The sequence below is a fragment of the Rhizobiaceae bacterium genome, from assembly GCA_023953835.1.
In the GTDB taxonomy this organism is placed as follows: Bacteria; Pseudomonadota; Alphaproteobacteria; order Rhizobiales; family Rhizobiaceae; genus Mesorhizobium_G.
Genome location: JAMLJB010000003.1, coordinates 184989 through 204861, shown reverse-complemented (window position 1 = coordinate 204861; position 19873 = coordinate 184989). Strand labels below are relative to the sequence as shown.

At 61.8% G+C, this 19873-nt stretch carries 16 protein-coding genes; 8 read left to right on the top strand and 8 right to left on the bottom strand.

Annotated elements, in window-relative coordinates; all coding sequences use genetic code 11:
- The first annotated feature begins 17 nt into the window (after positions 1 to 17).
- The 7 genes from M9924_21020 (at position 18) to M9924_20990 (ending at position 8400) form a co-directional block, all read left to right on the top strand.
- On the top strand, positions 18 to 797 hold the full coding sequence (locus M9924_21020; GenBank protein ID MCO5066854.1) for an enoyl-CoA hydratase/isomerase family protein: 780 nt from the start codon (positions 18 to 20) through the stop codon (positions 795 to 797).
- On the top strand, positions 787 to 1560 hold the full coding sequence (locus M9924_21015) for an SDR family oxidoreductase (protein MCO5066853.1): 774 nt from the start codon (positions 787 to 789) through the stop codon (positions 1558 to 1560). The genes M9924_21020 and M9924_21015 overlap by 11 nt, the downstream gene beginning before the upstream one ends.
- Before the next feature lie 103 nt (positions 1561 to 1663).
- Positions 1664 to 3967, top strand: a complete 2304-nt coding sequence (locus tag M9924_21010; GenBank protein MCO5066852.1) for a CoA transferase — start codon at positions 1664 to 1666, stop codon at positions 3965 to 3967.
- The gene (locus M9924_21005) at positions 3960 to 5102 is read left to right on the top strand and encodes a PrpF family protein (GenBank protein MCO5066851.1); all 1143 of its coding nucleotides are present in this window, start codon (positions 3960 to 3962) and stop codon (positions 5100 to 5102) included. The genes M9924_21010 and M9924_21005 overlap by 8 nt, the downstream gene beginning before the upstream one ends.
- A gap of 178 nt (positions 5103 to 5280) precedes the next feature.
- The gene (locus M9924_21000) at positions 5281 to 6276 is read left to right on the top strand and encodes a tripartite tricarboxylate transporter substrate binding protein (GenBank protein ID MCO5066850.1); all 996 of its coding nucleotides are present in this window, start codon (positions 5281 to 5283) and stop codon (positions 6274 to 6276) included.
- 146 nt (positions 6277 to 6422) lie between these two features.
- Entirely contained in the window at positions 6423 to 6881 is a 459-nt protein-coding gene (locus M9924_20995) for a tripartite tricarboxylate transporter TctB family protein (protein ID MCO5066849.1), read from the top strand.
- Between the two features lie 10 nt (positions 6882 to 6891).
- Positions 6892 to 8400: a tripartite tricarboxylate transporter permease gene (locus M9924_20990; GenBank protein MCO5066848.1), complete on the top strand. Its 1509-nt coding sequence runs from the start codon at positions 6892 to 6894 to the stop codon at positions 8398 to 8400.
- A gap of 1260 nt (positions 8401 to 9660) precedes the next feature.
- Here M9924_20990 and M9924_20985 read toward each other — a convergent pair.
- From M9924_20985 to M9924_20950, 8 genes are all read right to left on the bottom strand, one after another.
- Positions 9661 to 10590: an electron transfer flavoprotein subunit alpha/FixB family protein gene (locus M9924_20985; protein ID MCO5066847.1), complete on the bottom strand. Its 930-nt coding sequence runs from the start codon at positions 10588 to 10590 to the stop codon at positions 9661 to 9663.
- A gap of 18 nt (positions 10591 to 10608) precedes the next feature.
- On the bottom strand, positions 10609 to 11355 hold the full coding sequence (locus M9924_20980) for an electron transfer flavoprotein subunit beta/FixA family protein (protein ID MCO5066846.1): 747 nt from the start codon (positions 11353 to 11355) through the stop codon (positions 10609 to 10611).
- A 175-nt stretch (positions 11356 to 11530) separates the two neighbouring features.
- Positions 11531 to 12214, bottom strand: coding sequence for a hypothetical protein (locus tag M9924_20975; GenBank protein MCO5066845.1), 684 nt, complete (start codon positions 12212 to 12214; stop codon positions 11531 to 11533).
- 159 nt (positions 12215 to 12373) lie between these two features.
- Entirely contained in the window at positions 12374 to 13657 is a 1284-nt protein-coding gene (locus M9924_20970) for a TRAP transporter large permease (protein MCO5066844.1), read from the bottom strand.
- On the bottom strand, positions 13654 to 14178 hold the full coding sequence (locus tag M9924_20965; protein ID MCO5066843.1) for a TRAP transporter small permease: 525 nt from the start codon (positions 14176 to 14178) through the stop codon (positions 13654 to 13656). Before M9924_20965 ends, M9924_20970 begins: the two co-directional genes overlap by 4 nt.
- 82 nt (positions 14179 to 14260) lie before the next feature.
- Positions 14261 to 15292 carry a TRAP transporter substrate-binding protein DctP gene (gene dctP / locus M9924_20960; GenBank protein ID MCO5066842.1) on the bottom strand — a complete coding sequence of 344 codons (1032 nt, stop codon included), beginning with the start codon at positions 15290 to 15292 and terminating at the stop codon, positions 14261 to 14263.
- A gap of 418 nt (positions 15293 to 15710) precedes the next feature.
- Positions 15711 to 17081, bottom strand: coding sequence for an MmgE/PrpD family protein (locus M9924_20955; GenBank protein MCO5066841.1), 1371 nt, complete (start codon positions 17079 to 17081; stop codon positions 15711 to 15713).
- A gap of 42 nt (positions 17082 to 17123) precedes the next feature.
- Positions 17124 to 18308: a CoA transferase gene (locus M9924_20950; GenBank protein MCO5066840.1), complete on the bottom strand. Its 1185-nt coding sequence runs from the start codon at positions 18306 to 18308 to the stop codon at positions 17124 to 17126.
- Between the two features lie 358 nt (positions 18309 to 18666).
- On the opposite strand from M9924_20950, the gene M9924_20945 reads away from it, so the two are divergent.
- Positions 18667 to 19872 (top strand): CoA transferase, encoded by a 1206-nt coding sequence (locus tag M9924_20945; protein MCO5066839.1) that lies wholly within the window; start codon positions 18667 to 18669, stop codon positions 19870 to 19872.
- Position 19873 lies beyond the last annotated feature (1 nt).

Genomic DNA, 19873 nt, shown 5'->3' with positions numbered 1-19873 from the left:
ACAGTCAGGACGGGAATATGAGCGATACGATCAAGAGCGAAGTTCGCGAAGCGACGGTCATTGTCACCCTCAACCGGCCCGAAAAGCATAACGCCCTGTCACAGGAACTCCTGCGGGCGCTCGGCGACAAGGTCAAGGAATGCAACGCCGATGGCCGCTGCAGGGCGATCGTCATCACGGGTTCCGACAAGGCGTTTTCCACCGGGGTCGACCTCAACGAGGCATTGCAGGCGACGACGCAACGCCAGGCGACCGCATATGCCGCTTCGTTCCGTCAACTCGGCGAGACAATCGAGCGCAGTGCCGTACCCGTGATCGCCGCGGTGAGCGGCTGGTGCATCACCGGGGGCATGGAGCTGGCGCTGATGTGCGACATCCGCCTGGCCGCGCCCAATGCGGTGTTCGGGATCACGAGCGCGCGCATCGGATCTGTCGCGGGCGGCGGAGGAACGCAGCGTCTGCCGCGCATCGTCGGTTCCGCCTATGCGAAGGAGATGCTCTTCACGTCGGAGTATATCGACGCAGCCGAGGCCGAGCGGGTGCGGCTGGTCAACCGGGTCGTCCGGTCCGGATCGGTTGTGGATGCAGCCGTCGCGATGGCCGAGAAAATCTGTGCGATGGCGCCGCTGAGCATCAGCTGGCTCAAGTCCGCCGTCGACCACGGGATGAACATGGACCTGCAATCTGGCCTTCAATACGAAGCCCATCTTTGTTCGTCCGCCTTCATGACGGAAGACAGGGCGGAAGGCATGAATGCCTTTCTGCAGAAGCGCAAGGCGACCTTCCATGGCCGATGAAGCAATGGAAGGGTGTGCCGTCAAACCCCGCGTCGTACTTGTCACCGGCGGCGCCAGAGGCATCGGCCTGGACATCGCCCGTCGCTTTGCCGCGCAAGGGCATCGCATCGCGATCCTCGACAAGGATGCGCCCGCCCTTTCAGCGGCGCAGCAGCTTCTCGCTTCCCATGCCGACGGCTTATGCGGCCTGATCGGGGACATCACTGCCAGTACGTGGGCGATCGAAGCCGTTGAAGAGGTGGCGCGCCAGCTGGGTCCCGTCGAGATTCTCGTCAATTCGGCCGGCGGCGCGCCGAACCGGCCGTTCCTGGAGATTTCCGAGGACGAGGCCGATCGAATCATCGCGCTGAATTTCACCAGCGTCCTCAACCTGACACGGGCGGTGCTCCCTCGGATGCAAAGCGCCCGCTGGGGCCGGCTCATCAACATCAGCTCGGATGCCGCGCGCGTCGGCACTCCGCGAGAAGCGGTCTATGCCGGCGCCAAGGCCGGGGTGATCGGATTTTCGAAGTCGCTGTGCGCGGAAGTGGCGCGCGATGGAATAACCGTGAACGTGGTATGCCCCGGCACCACCGATACGCCGTTGCTCCATGAAGTGCTGACGCCGGAACAGATCGCCAGGCGCGCCGCGGCAAACCCGACGGGCAGGATCGGACAGCCCTCCGATATTTCCGCGGTTGTGCAATTCCTCTCTTCGGAGGAGGCGGGATTCATCAATGGCCAGGTGCTTAGCGTCAACGGGGGCATTTCGCGCGTCGGTTGACCGGCCAGAAGCGCGAACCTGACGGTCCGATCCGCAGACGTGGATCAGCCCGGACGAATGCCGGGACCGACGAGGCGTCTCGCCTGAAATCTGGAGTAAGCATGTGAACGCCGATTTTCCTTTGGACGGACTTCGTGTCGTCGAGCTGGGTTCCGGGTCCGAAAGCGTCATGCTGTGCGGCCGGATGCTAGCTGAACTCGGAGCCCACGTCATCCTGATCGAGCCGCCGGCAGGCCATCCGCTGCGTCGGCAGGACGACGCATTTCACGACGCGCGCGCGCCCCTTTTCGGGCTGTATTCCCGAGGCAAGCACAGTGCCGTCGTCGACTTCGAGGACATGGAGGCGATGAAGGACCTGAAGGGTCTTCTTGGCAAAGCCGATGTCGTTCTGCTCGACAAATCTGGGCACTCGCTCATCGACAGCCATGGCTGGCTCGACGACATCACGGCGGTGAAGTCCCTGGTGCTGTGCTGCATCAGCCCGTTCGGGCTTGCGGGACCTTACGCGAACATGTCCGCATCGGAACTGATCGTCCAATCATTGGCGGGAGTCCTCCAGACCAACGGTCAGGACGGCGAAGAGCCGGTTGCCGCCGGCATTCCGATTGCGGCGTATGGGGGCGCATTCTACGGGCTGATCGCCATCCTTTCGGCGCTCTACAAGCGACTGGACGTGGGCTCGGGCGATGTCATCGACCAAAGCGAATTCGATGCCGTGTTTTCGTTCTTGGGCACGATCCTGCCCGGCTACCTCCTGACCGGCGAGGATTTCGAACGGGTCGGCAACCGGCACACCATGACGGCGCCGTGGAACAATTACCCGACCAGGAACGGATGGGTCGCCATTTCAACGGTCGGTGACCACCAATGGCAAGCGCTGGCCAGCGCGATGGGCCGAGCGGAATGGGGAACGGACGAACGATTCCTCACCAATCCCGACCGGGTGAGGAACGTCGAGGAACTGGACAGGCTCATAAGCGAGTGGACCGCCAGCATTGAAACCGCCGAGCTACTGACCGCCCTCGATGCGGCCAACGTGCCGGCAAGTGCCGTATTGAGCCTGGCGGAAGCGATCGAGGACGAGCATGCGAAATACCGGATCGTCCGCCGGCGCGGCGACGATGCCATGCCCATGCTGCCGTTCAGGCTGGAGAGATCCGCCGCATGGCGGTGGGGCGAATACCCCGAGCTTGGAGCCGGGACGCTGCAATGGCAGGCAGCGAAATTCCCGAGCGGTGACAGGCCGGGCGAGTCGGGGCAGCCGCCGCTGTCGGGCGTCAAGGTCGTCGACGTGGGCATTCTGACCGCCGGGCCGCTGTCCGCCCGCATCCTTGGCATGTTGGGCGCGGATGTATTCAAAGTCGAACCGCCAGAAGGGGAGAGAACCCGAAGGGTCGCAAACCAGATTGCTGGAGCAGCATATCTCTACCACCTCAACAACACGGACAAATTCGGCGTGACGTTCGGGGCGACATCGGCCGACGGGACGCCGCTCTTTTCGCAACTCTGCAAAACCGCAGACGTCTTTGTCTCCAACATCGGCGATCAGGCTCTCGCCAAAATGGGCGTCGGGCCCGAGGACAGGGAAACCGTCAACGACCGGCTGATCTACTGCACGATCGGCGGCTTCGGACGAAGCGGACCCAAGCGGGGCCGCAAGACCTTCGACATGGTGATCCAGGCGCAAACCGGCATCATGGCGGTAACAGGAAGCCCGTCCGGCGCGCCGACCAAGGTCGCCCTGTCCATCGTCGACCTGATGTCCGCGCTTAGCGCGACGGCCGGCGTCGTCGCGGCTTTGATCGCGCGAAAGAGGTATGGGTACGGCCAGCAGGTCGAATCCTGCCTTTTCGACGTCGGCCTCTGGATGACCCAAAGTTTCTGGCCGGAGATATTCCAGGGGAACCTGGAAACGCCGAGATTGGGGAACAGGTCGCCCTACTCCGCACCGCACGGATGCTTCGCCACCCGGGACGGCGCGGTCAGCCTCGCAGTCATCACCGATCGCCAATGGCGCGCCTGGGCTGAATTGGCCGGCCGCGCGGACCTGGCCGATTCGGCGGAGTATCGGACATCGAAGGCGCGGGTGGCCCGCGCCGAGCAGCTGGAACGGATCGTTGCCGACTGGGCCGCAAAGCTCAGCACCGCTGACGTCGTCGACATGTGCCAACGAGCCCATATCCCCGCCGCCGAGGCCTCGACCTTGCAAGGCGTCGTCAACCATCCGCTGACCTCTGTCCGCGAACTGCTCATGCCTGGAAAAAACTCCGCGGGCGACTCGTTCAGCGTCATCGGCGCGCCCATGAAATTCTCCAGATCCGCAGTGTCCGTGAAGCGGATGGCTCCGCAGCTCGGCGAGCACAACCAGGACCTGCGTGAGATGCTCGAGGTAGGTAGCGATGCGTGACTACAAGCCGTCCGGCGAACAAAAGCCATATAAGATTGTGCTGATGCGCGGCGGCTCCAGCAAGGCGGTCTTCCTGAATGCCGACGACCTGCCCGAGGATAAAGGCGAGCTTGAACGCTTGATACTCGCATTGTTCGGCAGCCCCGACATCCGGCAGATCGACGGCATCGGCGGTGCGGACTACCTGACGAGCAAATGCGCCATCATCGGCCGGCCCAGCCGGCCCGACGCCGACATCGACTACACCTTTGCCCAGGTCAGCATCGTTTCACCGGTCGTCAGTTTCGACGTGAACTGCGGAAATATTTCCTCGGCCGCTGCTGTCTACGCGATCGAAGAGGGCTACGTCCAGGCTGGCGACGGGCTGACGACGGTCAGGGTACACAATACCAACACGGCCAAGATCCTGACCATACGCGTTCCCACGGTCGGAGGCCTGCCGGCGGTGGAGGGAGATTTCGAAATGGCCGGCGTTCCGGGCAAGGGCGCCGAGATCAGCATTGACTTCTCCGACACAGCCGGCGCGTGCACGGGGAAGCTGCTGCCGACGGGCCGTGTGGTGGACACGGTCGACATCCGCGGGAGCGCCCTTTCGGTGTCGATAGTCGACGTGGGCAATCCATGTGTGTTCATTCGCGCAGAGGACCTGAGACTGAAGGGCACGGAGGTGGCGGGCGAATACGCGCAGGCAACTCTGGACCTTCTCGAGGAGATCAGGGTTGAAAGCGCGAAGCTGATCAACATCCAGAGTCACGTCCTGCCCCTGCAGGTCCTGGTGAGCAGCCCGCAATCGTACCAGTCCATCGTCGCGGGACGCACGGTCGGCGACAGCGAGATCGACATCGTGGCGCGCCAGTTCCTGGAGAAGATGCTCCACAAGGCTTATGCTGGCACGGCAGCAACCTGCCTGGCGGTCGCCGCGAAGGTGGAAGGCACCCTCGTCCATTCGGCCAGCCGGAAGTCGGCGTCCCGATCCTTCCGCATCGGGCACCCGAGCGGGGTGCTCCCGATAAAGGTCGCCGTCCGCAATGATGGGGACGAGTGGCAGGTAAAGGAAGCTCTTTATTCAAGAACCGCACGCCGGCTGCTGACCGGTGTTGCTTATGTACGGACCGCGCTGCTGGCGCAGGCATGATACGCATTATGCGGACGCGTGCTGCTGTTGAAGTGGAAACGTTTTGACCATTTTCATCGTCCGGTTGCTGAATATGCACTTTCCGCTGCTGTTGAGGCCCGCCAAGCGGACAAATGATTGACAATATAAATGAAACGTTTTCAATAGTGGCGGCCAACCGGGTTAGTGGAGGAACCAGATGACACTATCGACAAAGTTCACCCGTCGGGAATTCGCAAAGATCGCCGGAATTAGCGCCTTGACTTCGCTGGCAGGTGTGCGCGCGGGCCTTGCCGCAAGCTATCCCAGCAAGGCAATCGCGCTTTTGGTCGGCTACGCCCCCGGCGGCGTCACGGACCTTGCAGCCCGTCTTCTCGCCGATCGGTTGGGTCAGTCGCTCGGCGAGACCGTGGTGGAAAACAAGCCGGGTGCCACCGGCAGCATCGCGGCGCAATATGTGGCGAAATCCAATCCCGACGGCCATACGCTGCTCCTTGGCAACAATCCCGAAATCAGCATCAACCAGTTCTTGTCGGCCGATACGGGCTTCAACCCGGAGACGGACCTGCTGCCCATTGCGCCGGTCTACACCACGACCCATGCCGTTGTCGTGCCGGCGAACTCACCGTATTCATCCCTGATGGAGCTGGTCGACGCCGCAAAAGCGTCTCCCGGCAAGATCCGATTCGGATCGACCGGCAATGGCACGCCCTCCCATCTGGCGGGGCAAGCGCTCGCCATCAAGGTTGGCGTTGACATGGTGCACATCCCTTACAAAGGCGGCGGCCCCGCGCTCACCGCCGTGATGGGCGGCCACATCGAATGCTGCGTGTCCAGTCTGCCGAGCGCAAAGCCCCATATCGACAGCGGTGTCATCCGCATCGTCGCTGTAACCTCCACGGAGCGCATTCAACGCGTCGCCGATGTGCCGACCGTAAAGGAAGTGCTCGGCATCGACGCGTTCGATTTCCCATTGTTCGCCGGGGTGTTCGGCCCCGCAGCCTTACCTGTGGATCTGGCGCAGCTGATCCACACAAAAGTCGCCGACGCGCTCAATGCGCCGGAACTGAAGGCCAAGTTTGAAGAGCAGAATATCGGGTTGATGAACTTGGACATGGCCGCGTTCGCACAATACATCAAGGAACAGACGGCGGTGTCCAAAGCTGTGTTGAGCGAGATCGGTCTTGCGAAGTAGACAGTGGTTGTGAGCGCTGACGCGCTCACGACCACATCAGACAGCCATGCTTCCAAGTGTCCGGCATTGCGGACAGACTTGGCTTAGGCATCCTCAGGCGAGTGAGGATATTGAAGCGGGCAACAGCCAGGAAGACGGAGAACCAGATGCGCGCTCAGCCAAAAGAGATCGCCGCAGGCGCGATCTTCATCGTTTTTGGACTGACCTACGGCCTGATAGCGTGGCGCAGGCTTCCGATCGGGGAAGCTCTGAATATGGGCCCAGGCTATTTCCCGATTCTGCTGTCCTGCATTCTAGTCGTGCTGGGAGCGGCGATAGCGCTAAGAACTGTTTCTGCGGGAGAAAACGCACCGCTTGGCGTCATCCCGTGGCGGGGCATCGTGATGCTCACCCTGGCGACCGTCTTTTTCGCCGCGTTCGTCGACCAGGTCGGAATGCTGCCCGGGATTTTCGTCACCACTTTGCTTGCCTACCACGCAAGTCCGAAGGCGAGATTGGTGCGAGGCATTGCGATCAGCATCGCCCTGGCCCTGTTCTGCACAGCCCTGTTCGGTTTCGGCGTCAGGCTTCCCCTCCCGGTCCTTGGACCGTGGTTCACTTTCTAGAGGTTGCGACGTGGACTTTCTGAGCAACATGACGCTTGGCCTGGCGGTGGCCGTGCAGCCGTTGAATCTGCTCTACTGCTTCATCGGCGTGCTGCTGGGTACCGTCGTCGGCGTGCTGCCCGGCCTCGGCCCGCTGGCGACGATCGCGATGCTGCTGCCGCTGACCTTCGGTCTCGATCCGACGCAGTCGCTGATCATGCTCGCCGGGATCTACTATGGTTCCCAGTATGGCGGCTCCACCACCGCGATCCTGGTGAATCTTCCCGGCGAAGCGGCCTCGGCGGTGACGACGTTGGACGGCTATCAGATGGCCCGGCGCGGAAGGGCCGGGCCGGCGCTCGCCGCCGCCGCGATTTCATCGTTCATCGCGGGGACGATAGCCACCGTGCTGATCGCGGTCGTGGCAAGGCCCCTGACGGCGCTGGCGCTCAGCTTCGGTCCCGCGGAGTATTTCTCCCTGATGGTGGTCGGACTTGTCTCCTCGGTCGCCCTCGCATCCGGTTCGGTCCTGAAAGCCATCGCCATGATCTGCCTGGGATTGCTGCTCGGCCTTACAGGGACGGACGTCTATACCGGCGCCCCGCGCTTCACGTTCGGGTTCTTTGAAATGCTGGACGGCCTCGATTTCGTGGCCGTGGCGGTGGGGATCTACGGAATAGGAGAGATACTTCGTAATCTGGAGTCGTCCTCCGGCGAGCCCGGCAATGTGCTGAAAGTCACCAAGCTCTGGCCCGGGCGAGCGGATATAGCGCGGATCGTGGCGCCGGCCCTGCGCGGCACGGCCATAGGCTCGCTCCTGGGTGTCCTGCCGGGCGGCGGCGCGCTGCTCTCCTCATTCGTCGCGTACAATGTCGAGAAAAAGGTTTCGGCGAATTCCGGAGAGTTCGGAAAAGGCGCGATCGAGGGCGTGGCGGCGCCCGAGGCCGCCAATAACGCCGGCGCCCAGACGTCGTTCATTCCGATGCTGTCGCTGGGCATTCCCTCCAACGTCACCATGGCTCTCATGATCGGCGCGATGGTGATGCAAGGCATAGCGCCGGGACCGAACGTCATCACCAACAACCCCGAGCTGTTCTGGGGCCTGATCGCGTCGATGTGGATTGGCAACGCGCTTCTGGTGATCTTGAATCTTCCGCTCATCGGCATCTGGGTAACGCTGTTGCGTGTGCCGTACACCGTGATGTTTCCCGCCATTGTCGCCTTTTCGTGTATCGGCGTCTATTCAGTCAACAACAGCCCGTTCGGCATCTACATCGTGGCCATAGCCGGCCTGGTCGGCTACGCGCTGATGAAGCTCGACTGCGAGCCGGCGCCGTTCGTGCTGGGGTTCATCCTCGGACCGATGCTCGAGGAGCACCTTCGTCGCGCGATGCTGAGCTCAGGTGGCGACGTGACGGTGTTCGTGTCCCGGCCGATCAGCGCGGTGTTGCTGGCCGTGGCCTGCGTGCTGCTCTTCCTGGTCAGCCGGCCCGACGTCGCGAGGCGGCGCGACGAGGTGTTCGTCGATGGCGATGGTTGATCAATTCGGATAGAGCCGGACCCGCCTCGCAACCAAAATACCCCTTACGATGAGGCCCGTCCAATCACCGAAGCCGAGTTACCGCGGGTCGAGATCGTATTGTCCGCTGGTCGGCGTGTCATTGCCGAGGGCGATGCCGACATCGATTTGATGCTCGAAGCTGGTGCCGACCTTGAAGGGCTCAGGTGATCTCGGTTCGCGTTGGCTTGAAGGTGTGGCTGGGCGCTCCCGTTGTTTGCATCGATGCGCGGGAGGCGTATTAAATCCTCAAGGCTTTGAAGGCGAACAAGACCGATCCTCATGATGCAGCCGGCCTGACGCAATTGGCCAGGACCGGCTTCTACAAAAGAGGTGCAAGTCAAATCGCCCGCTGCGCATAGCGTGCGAAGCATCATTATGGCACGCAACCACCTGGTCGAATCCCGAGTGCGGCCCGACAATATGATCCGTGGCCTGTCCGCGACCTTCGGCTTCAGCCCGGTCCCGGTCAGGGCAAGGTCTTCATCGATCGCGTCATGTAGGCAGTCAACATACCCGACCTCGGCCAGATTATTATCGCACTGCTTGCCGTGAGAACAGAGTTGGTGAAGCACATCATGCCCACATCGGAACGCATGACATTCGTCTCAGCTCCGCGATTGATACCATATCCACCAATTCCGATCGCCTGCCTCAACTTCGTGGCAATCACGGAGAAGCTTCTCCACAGCACTACTAACCGCGAGTGCCGGATCGACGCGGCTGATCTGGTGCGTGAGCGTCGACGGCGTGTTCTATGGAGAATGGTATCTACCGCTGTGTAGTTTCCAGACGCCTGAAGCGCTTGCGACAAGCCCTCCGTCTGCTTCCACAAGCCCGCGTCCAAACGCGATGCTAGTAGTCTTCTTCAGAATCTGGGCGTGGCAGACAACGAAAGAGTTTAGCGGTGTAGGAGCTATATACTGAACGCTCAACTCGACTGTGCCTTTTGGGGAAAGAGGATCTTCGTGCAGCAGGGCATACCCCAGAGCCATGTCGGCGATTGTTGCCACCATCCCACCCTGTACCACCCCGACACGATTTGCATGTCGTGAATCTGCGACAAAGCCGAGCGAGAACACACCTTGCTCGACCCGTTGCCAAAGTGGTCCGATGTGGGCGGAGAAACCGCCGTAGGAAATCTGCGTCCAGCCGTCCGCTTCCAATCGATCGAACATCCTCTTATGCAACGCTACTGGTACGGACACCCGACCTTCAAACACCATGGGAAAAGTCGTTGATTCACAGTGCCTTTTCCAGCTCCGGCAGGATGGTGAAGAGATCGCCGACCAAGCCGTAGTCGGCGACCTGGAAGATCGGCGCCTCCTCGTCTTTGTTGATGGCGACGATGACCTTCGAATCCTTCATGCCGGCGAGATGCTGGATCGCGCCGGAGATGCCGACCGCGATGTAGAGCTCAGGCGCCACCACCTTGCCGGTCTGGCCGACCTGCCAGTCGTTCGGCGCATAGCCGGCGTCGACTGCCGCGCGGCTTGCGCCGACCGCCGCCCCCAGCTTGTCGGCGACCGGCAGGATGACCTCCTGGAACTTTTCCGAGGAACCCAGCGCGCGGCCGCCGGAGATGATGATCTTCGCCGAAGTCAACTCCGGACGCTCGCCGCCCGACAGCCGGTTCTCGACGAAGGAGGAGAGCCCGGGATTGGCCGCGGCTGCAACCGTCTCGACCACGGCCTGCCCGCCCTCGGGTGCGGCCTGGAAGGATGCGGTGCGAACGGTGACGACCTTCTTGGCGTCGGTCGACTGCACGGTCTGGATGGCATTGCCGGCGTAGATCGGCCGTTTGAACGTATAGGGCGCGACCACCTCGATGATCTCGGACACCTGCATCACGTCAAGCAACGCTGCGACGCGCGGCATCACGTTCTTGCCGCTTGTGGTGGCCGCAGCCACGATCGTGTCGTAGCCGCCGGCCAGCGAGACGATGGTCGCGGCCAGCGGCTCGGCCAGCCGGTTTTCCAGTTCGGCGGCTTCCGCGAGCAGCACCTTGCGCACGCCGGACAGTTTTGCTGCGGCGTCGGCGGCAGCCCTGGCGCCGTTGCCGGCGACCAGCACGTCGATGTCCGAGCCGATCTTCTGCGCCGCCGACAGCGCCTTCGCGGTCTGGTCGGACAGGCTCTGGTTGTCGTGTTCGGCGATGAGGAGAATTGCCATTTTGTCTATCCTTTCGCCTTACAGAACGCCGGCAGCCTTGAGGCTGGAAACGAGCTCCGCCACGTCCTTCACCTTGACGCCCGCCTTGCGGCCGCCCGGCTCCTCGGTCTTCACCACCTTGAGGCGCGGCGCGACGTCGGCGCCGAAATCGGCAGGCGTCTTCTCGTCGAGCGGTTTCTTTTTCGCCTTCATGATGTTGGGCAGCGACGCATAGCGCGGCTGGTTGAGGCGAAGGTCGGTGGTGACAATTGCCGGCAGCTTCACCTCGACGACCTGCAGGCCGCCGTCGACCTCGCGCGTCACCTTGGCCTTGTCGCCGTCGATCTCGACCTTGGAGGCGAACGTCGCCTGGCTCCAGCCGAGCAGCGCGGCCAGCATCTGGCCGGTCTGGTTGGCGTCGTCGTCGATCGCCTGCTTGCCGAGGATGACGAGGCCAGGCTTCTCCGCCTCGACCGCGCCCTTCAGCACTTTGGCGACGCCGAGCGGTTCGACCGTCTCGTCGACCTTGACCAGGATCGCGCGGTCCGCACCCATCGCCAGCGCCGTTCTCAGCGTCTCTTGCGCCTGCGCCGGGCCGATCGACACCACGACGATCTCCTCCGCCTTGCCGGCTTCCTTCAGGCGGATCGCCTCCTCGACGCCGATCTCGTCGAACGGGTTCATCGACATCTTCACATTCGCCAGCTCGACGCCCGAGCCGTCCGCCTTCACGCGGATCTTCACGTTCGCATCGACGACCCGCTTGACGGAAACAAGTAACTTCATGCGGCGTTGCCCCAGAACTGACGATAATGTCGGCAGCAGTCATATAGCAAAAACGGCGATCGTCAATAGAAACGTTTCCACTATAGTTGATATGCCCATCGTTCCGACCGACGCCTTCAGGGCAAAGCGCCCGCCGTTTGGTCTCGGGGGAACCTTAGATCGCCGCCATTTCATGTCAAAAAAATAGAAACGTTTCAGTTTGTGGCTTAGTCGGCATGTGATCGCCACTACAAGCAGCCTTCAAACAATCCGCCTCTGGTTGGACGGACCTAGGCTCGTCGTATGTGCCGCCGCGAGAGGTGTTCACAAAATAGGCGGTCGGCTTCATCAGACAAAATTGATCCTTGGCGATGAGGTTTGAAGTTTCGTCAGTCAACGGGCAGTGGTGACAAAGTCCGCTGCAAAGTTGCGCGACACGCGTTCCTATGTTGCCTAGCCCGACGATCCCGACCGTCTTGCCCAGTAAATCCGCTCCAAGATAGCCCAAACGATCGATCTGGGGCGTACTTCGCATCACATGATTGACGATCATGACCTTCTTCGAGAGCATGAGCATGAAACCCAGCGTATGCTCGGCGACCGCCTCCGCATTTGCGCCAGACTGGTTGCAGACGCTGATTCCGGCGTCGGTACATGCGTCCACGTCGACGACATCGTGACCGGCCCCAAACGAACAGATGGCCAGCAGATTGGGGCAATCGACGATCAACCTGGAGTCAGGAATCCAAGGAGAACGGCTTTCCGTGCGTGGCGTAGCATGAAAGCCGACGCAGGACTGTAGGTTGAACAGGTTTTCTGCATTGGACTTTTGTTCTGGATTTTGATCATTGCCACATCTGATCTGTACGGGGAAATGCATTCTGCAACGGCAGTTGCGTGTACGGTCGCATACATGATCTGTGGCTTGGATTTCATCGCTGGATTTTCATTCCCGACTTCCAGGGTTGGCGCGCAATGGAGCCGGCGTGCCATCGGCTCCGCGTCACGCGAAGCGGCGACTTTAAATGCCAAGTATCAGTCAGTTCATATGACTCGGTAACCAGAGTATAAAGTCCGGCCAGATCGTAAAGATGACCATCACGCCCAGGATCAGAATAATGTAGGGTGTCACTCCTGCAAACACTTCATGCGCCGGGATATTCGCATACTTGGCGACGATGAACACATTCATTCCCGTCGGCGGCGTCAGGATGCCGAGCTGCGTCACCATAATCATCATTATGCCGTACCAGATCGGGTCGTAGCCGATGCCGACGATGATCGGCAGAACGATCGGCACGGTCAGGATGAGCATGGCCACCGTGTCGAGGAAGGTCCCGAGCAGCAGATAGATCAGCCCCAGTATCAGAAGCACGACTGCGGGCGGAGCATTCAGCGACAGCACCCAATCCGCCATGGCGACCGTGGTGCGTGTCAGCGCGAAGAAGTAGGAGAACAGATAGCTCCCCAGAAGGATGAGCGCGATCATGCAACTCGTCCTGGCCGCCTTCTTGAGTGCCGTCGCCACATTCGCCACCGAGAGCCTGCCAAGCGAGAACGCGATCAGCATGGCGACGAAGGCGGCGACCGCCGATGTTTCCGTCGTCGTCACGATGCCGGAATACAGGCAGATCGTTATGATGCCGAACAACAGCAGCATGGCCCACGTCTTCTGCAGGGCGACAAGCTTCGCGCGAAACGAATAGGCGACGCCGCGAGGCACCCGGTCGGGACGCACCAGTGCGACGACCGTGATATAGCCCACGAGCACGAAAGCGATGATCAGCCCCGGCACCAGGCCGGCGATCAGCAGCTTTCCAATGCTGACGTCCGCAATGAGTCCGTAGAAGACCAGCGCTATACTCGGCGGGATCAGCATGTCCAGCGTGGCCGTCACCACGCATATGCCGCCCGCGAAGCGCGGAGAATATCCGCGCTCCACCATCGCCGGAAGGCTTGTCCCCGACAATGTGACCGCGGCAGCCGTGGACGATCCCGAGATAGCCCCGAAAAGGGCGCCGCCGAACACCGTCGCGATGCCGAGGCCCCCCGGCGCGCGGCCGACCCATACGGCAGCGGCATCGAAAAGGTCGTCGGCCATGCGGGAGACGATGATGAACTCGGCCATCAGGATGAACATCGGAATGGCCAGCAATTCGTAACTGGCGGCCGACAGAGTGCCCTGGCTGACCATGCCGATCAGGACCGGCATGCCGCCGATCATGTAGAAGCCGATCGAGCTGGAGACGATCAGCGCAAAGGCGATCGGAGCACCGGCGGCAAGCAGGACAAGCAAGACCAGCGAGACGATGAGTGCGTTCATAGCAGTTCTTCCTCGGCCAGGATCGCCTCAGCCGGCTTGCCGCGGCTTATGTCGCGCAGGTCTGCAATGATCTCGGAGGCGATGCTGATCACGAGAAGCGCCGATCCGACGGCGATGATCGCCGAATGCGGCCACTCCCGCCACGCGATTACCCCGGGCGAGAATCTGGTCTGCCGGTATGCCTCCATTGCATCGCTCGCGCTTATGTAGACGATCAGCGCAAGCAGCGGCAGAAACGCGATGTTCGCCACCAATGTCAGATAGCGCCGGGTCTCCGGCGACAGGAACTGCGTGATGAAATCGATTGTGATGTTGCCGCGCGATCTGAATGTCGAAGCCAGCGCGAAAAAGGTTGCCGCCGGAATTAGGTACAAGGTTATGACGCTGAACGACCAGCTCAAGGGCGTGCTCAGCGTGTAGCGCGAGATCGCGTCGGTTGTCACAATCAGCATTATTGCGGAAAGACAGGCAGCGGATATGTTCATACCTGCTTCTTCCAGGAATTTGAGTGCGGCTTTCATGGCTGGTGCCTGTGGTTGAGGGCGCATCCCGGTGTTCGTCGTTGAACGGCACCGGGATGTCTCGCCTCTGGTGAGGCTGGCGTTAGTGGCGGCTTGCCGATGCTTTGAACGCATCCAGGATTTCCGTCCCGGGCCTGCCGGTGGCATTCATCTCGGTCGCCCATTCTTCCGCGATCGGCGCCAGAAGACTGTGCCACTTTGCGAGCTCGTCTTCGCTAAGCTTCTGCTGGGAAAGCCCGTTTTCCTTGACCAGTGCTTCGGTGATCTCCTTGTCTTCCTTGGTCAGGAAATCGCAGATATTCTGCTGTGCCAGGGCGCCGGCTTCCTGGAACGTCGTCTTGGTGGCGTCGTCCAGGGTCGACCATACCTTGTTGCTGATCACGAACAGAGCGCTGGCGGCGCCGAGTTGAGGGCCGACCACGTCATATTTGATCGTGTTCTCGAGATTGTAGGCCCGGATGGCCTGGGCGTTCCAGAGCGCGCCGTCAACCGTCCCGCGTGACAGGGCTTCGTAGGACTCGCTGCCGGTCACGCGCACCGGCACGGCCCCGAGCGCACGCACGGTCTTGTCCATGGCCGCCCCGTTCCCGCGGATCTTGAGGCCTTTCAGCTCCTCGAGATTGCTGACCTTCTTTCCGGTCGTGAGAATATGGTAGGGTGCGACGACCATCACGTATAGCGGCCGGAAGCCGAGCGGCTCGTATTCGTTCTTGTAAAGCGCGCCTTCCTCCTGCGCCAGGTCGGCGAACTGCGCCCCACCTTCGCACGGCGTGGTGTGAAAGCCCGGGAGCTCGGTCACGGTGGACAGAGGAAGCTTCGCGCCTTCATAGGACGGAACGAGAAGGCCGAGATCCGTTATGCCCGACTGCAGCAGCGGGATGACCTCGCTCCCCAGCTGACCCGCATGGTAGGCCTCAAACTTCACCTTGCCGTCCGTCTTCTTCTCGACGGCTTCGGTGAAGACCTTCATCCCCTGCGTCCAGTGCCAATGGTTAGTCGAGAAGCCGTGCGCGAGCTTCAGGGTGATCGGGTCCTGGGCCGCGACCGGGCCAAGCATCAACGATGTCGCCAGGCCTGCAAGCAACGATCCCCAGACTGCTTTCATGATATTCATCTAACTCTCCTCCAAAGATGTTCGACGATTGAGTGACGCCCTTTCGCGCTCCCTGGTGGAGGAGCACGCGAAGACATGATGGGCAAAGATTGACCTGACGCCGGCAGGCCGGGAACCCCATGCCAACCTGCAGGGGCCTGGGCTGCACGTCGCCCCGTCAAATGGAGCCGGGCGACGTGGTGTCCGACCTCAGCGCAGCAACGAACTGGGTAACACTGAACCTCCCAAACAGCCGACCCTCACCAAATTGGAAACGTTTCTGGTATAACTGTCAAGCTTCACACAGCGAAATATCGCTCATTCTGTTTGGATTCGTCTTCAGCCTGTATCGGCGTATTCCTGCGAGGCCGAAGGGCAGGGCGGCAGACATTTTGAAACGTTTTGTGCTGCGCCACCGCCGTTGCGCTGAGGTGCCGAGTCAGCCCACACCGAACAGGTTGGCGACGTCGCGACCGCTGCTGGAATGCCACAGCGCGGCTTGCGCGGCGGCGACGTCGAGCGACGGATCGATGTCCCGCGTCAGCCGCGACGTCTTCTCGATCAGGTCGTCGTTGCTAAGGGGATTGGCCGTGGTGCCGCGGCTGTCGAGGATCCGCGCCGACCGGCTCCGGCCGTCCTGCCAGGTCACCTTGACGGATGTTCCCATGTGGGGCGGAAACTGGCTGTCGAGTTCGGGATCGACGCCGCCCTCGACCTTGTCGGCGAGATCGAGGATCCTGGGGTCGTCCAGCCTGTCCTCGCGGTAGCTGTCATAGGCGAACGGCCCGTAGGCCAGCGTGGCGCCGACGATGTAGGGCAGGCTGTACTGAGCCGCCATCGAGGAGGTCGGCCGGCGCAACATGTGCTGGTCGAAGATGACCTCAGGCCCGCCGACGTCGATGCGGGCGATGGTCTGCGGCGACGCGCTGAAATCGTCGGTCACCTGGCCGAGGCCGTCGATGAGCGAGTGGAACAGGCGGCAGCAGGAGTAGGGCTTGTTGCTGATCGCATGGATCTGCAGGGGACCGGCGGGCGGCACCGACAGTTCCGCCAGCACGGGCGCGTTGGAGAACAGCGCCAGGAAGCCGTACTTGCCGTCGAGCACCTGGGTGGGCGAGCCGACTTTGCGCAGGGCGAGTTCGGCGGCCAGGACGCCGTTCTGCGCCGCGTAGCCGGCATGCACCCGCTTGACGGCGGTGCCCTCGGTCTCGTCGGAGAACTGCATCGAGCCTCCGGCAAGCGAGAGCACGTGGCCCCAGGCGCGAACCAGGCCATCGGCGTCGAGACCGTAGAGCCGCGCCGCCGCCGCCGCGCTGCCGAACCCTCCGAACAGCGCCGTCGGATGATAGCCGCCGCTGATGACGTCCTTCGGCGTGCTCGCCATCCCGACGCGGGCGACGGCCTCGTAGCCGGCGGCGATGGCGGCCAGCACCTCGTCCGCCGGCGAATCGAGTTCCGCCGCGACAGCGAGTGCGGCGGGAATGACGACCGCCCCCGGATGGCTCATCGACGCGTCGTGTGTGTCGTCCAGTTCGTAGCCGTGCGCGGCGGTCCCGTTGACGAGGGCGGCGATGGTCGGCGCGACGCGAAGCGCAGTCCCCACCACTGGCGCCTTACCCGACCCGTCGAAGAGCGCCGCCCATTCCGCCAGGGCTTTCGACCACGGCATCGTCACACCGAGCCGCGACACGCCGAGCAGGTCCAGAACAAGGCGGCGAACCTGCTCAGAGTCACCCTTCGCAAGCCCTCCCGTCCCTATGCTTGTAATCTCTTGCGCGAAGCGCAACGTAAGGTTCGTTTTAACAGACATCGTCAGCCTACTCCTCCATGAAACATTCTTTGCGCGCAGCCGTCAGGCGCCAAAGATGTCGGTATGGTTGTGCTCCCCAAGCAGCGGCGCCATCCGGCGAAACGGTTCGCTCAATCCCGCCCGCGCCAATGGATCGACGATCTGGGCGACGCGGCCCTCGTTTTCCGACTGCTCCGTCCTGATGCTCTCGCGCGAAGCGGCCTCGCGCGACTGTAGAACCTCGTCCGACGCATAGATGGGGCATACGGGAATGCCCTCTTTGTGCATCTGCTCCACGAGGTCGTCCCGGGAAAATCGACTGCAGAACTCTTGAATGGCTGCTCGCGCGGCTTTTCCCCGTTCGGGATCGACGCTGTGGCGCTCGGCCAAGCTTTCCTTGACAGCGAGATCGCTGCGCCCGATCAGATCGCAAAAACGATACCACGTCTTGGTCTCCAGAAGGACAACCGTTACGGCCTTTCCGTCCGCGGTCTGGTAGATCGAGTAGCGCGGATTTCCGCCCCATACCTCGAGCTCCCCGGCCTCGGCTCTGCCGGTGGAACGCGCGAGAGCCCCCGCAAGGGATATCGGCGAAAGCGCGAGAAGACTGTCATAAAGGGATATGTCGAGATACGCGCCGCTGCCCGTCGAGGTCCGACGAACAATGGCGCTCAGGATCGCTATGGCGGCATAGCATGCCCCCGCATAATCGGCGGCGTGAAAGCTAGGCATGCTCGGGACCCCGCCATTTTTCACCATTCCCAACTGTCCCGTCATCCCCTGTATGGAAAGGTCGTGGCCCGGAACGCCCGCCATCGGCCCCGAGGATCCGAAGCCGGAGATGGAACAATAAATGATCTGGGGATTGATGCGTTGGACGGAGTCGAAGTCGATGGCCAACTTCTTTGCGACGCCGGGCCGAAACGTCTCGACCACGACATCGGCAGCGGAGAGAAGCCGGTCCAGACGCGCCCGGTCGCCCGGCTCGTTCAAATCCAGCTCGACGCTCTTCTTGTTCCGGTTGATGCTGTGAAAATAGACGCTGTTCCTGTCGAGCATCGGGGCGTTGTATCGGCTCGGGTCGCCGACGCCGGGCTGCTCGACCTTTATCACGTCGGCACCGAGATCACCCAAGGTCTGCGTGCACCAGGGTCCTGGCAGCAGCCGGCTGAAATCCACGACTTTGATACCTTCAAGAGGAAGCTGCTGTTTCGGCATAATAGAGTAAGGCTTACCCAAAAATGACATTGCGACTTCCGCCGGACGCGACCTTCGCAAGCCAGTGCATGTCGCAGCGTCATGGCGCGTACGACCTTGGCTCTCATCTCATAAAAACGTTTCCATTTCAATTGTTAATTTCCACTTCATCATATTGCTCATTCCAGGATTATTCCGCGCTAGGCCTCGAATGAACAGGGCAATTGTAAGCCCCGGCGGCGTCCGCCCTTGACAAACATCACTGAAACGTTTCCATCAACTGCAACCGGCGAAGAATGTCGATCGTCCCGCTCCACGCATACTGGACTCCCTTTGGCCACCCGAAGCCAGATGTCGAACTGGGACAGAGATCTTTGTTGGACCAACGAAACTCAAGGATCCCCCGCAAATGCGACCATTGTCCGGCATCCGCGTCCTGGACCTGACCCACGTCCTATCAGGTCCGTTCGGCACCCAGATTCTGGGCGATCTGGGCGCCGACGTCATAAAGGTCGAGGGCCATGGCGGCGAACATTCCCGCCATATGCAGCCCCACTTCGTCGGCGAGGACAGCGTCTACTTCCTGTCCTTCAATCGCAACAAGCGGAGCGTGGCGATCGACCTGAAGTCGCCCGACGGCATCAAGCTCCTGCGCAGGCTGGCCCTCAAATCCGATGTCGTCATCGAGAATTTCAGGCCTGGAGTCCTGGAGAGGCTGGGCCTCGGTCAGCAGGATCTGCGCGCCGAAAAGCCCGAGCTGATCTTCTGTTCGATCTCCGGCTTCGGCCAGGATGGGCCATACCGGGACAAACCTGCATTCGACATGATCGTCCAGGCTCTCTCAGGCGGGATGAGCATAACGGGCGAGCCGGGGGGACGACCGGTTCGAGCCGGGATCCCGCTCGGGGATATCTGCGCGGGCCTTTACGCAGTCATTGGCATCCTGGCGGCGCTCATCCGCAAGAAGGCCGGCGGAAGCGGTGAATTCATCGATATTTCCATGCTCGACTGCCAGGCGGCGATGATCGGCTATCAGGCCGCCTTCTATCTCCATTCCGGTCACATTCCGGAGAAACAGGGAACGACGCACGATTCCATTGCCAGCTATGGCGCGTTCCGGGCCGCCGATGGCCAGGAGATTGTCATCGCGGCGTGGACGCAAGCCATGTGGCATTCGCTTTGCAAGGTGATGTCGATGCCCGAGTGGGCCGACGATCCCCGCTTCGCCACAAGCGCCGGTCGTCTCGAGAACCGGGAAGCCCTGCTGTCGCTGATGCAGGATGTGTTCGTGACGCGCGAAGCGCGGGCGTGGCTGTCCGATCTCACCGAGGCCGGCGTGCCGGCGGCTCCCGTCAATACTATCGACCAGACCGTCGTCGACCCGCAGCTCAAGGCGCGCGGAATGGTGCTTGAACTCGATGGGCCAGGCAACCGGAAGGTCACCGTCATGGGAGACCCGATCGTCCTGGCCGCCGCACCGAAGATCGCTCCAACCTACCCTCCTCGGACGGGAGAGCACAGTCGCCAGATTCTCGAAGAGGTCCTGGCGCTGACCCGCGATGAGATCGACGAGCTGGTCGACCGCCAGATCATCAAGAGCGCTTTGCCGGCGTGAA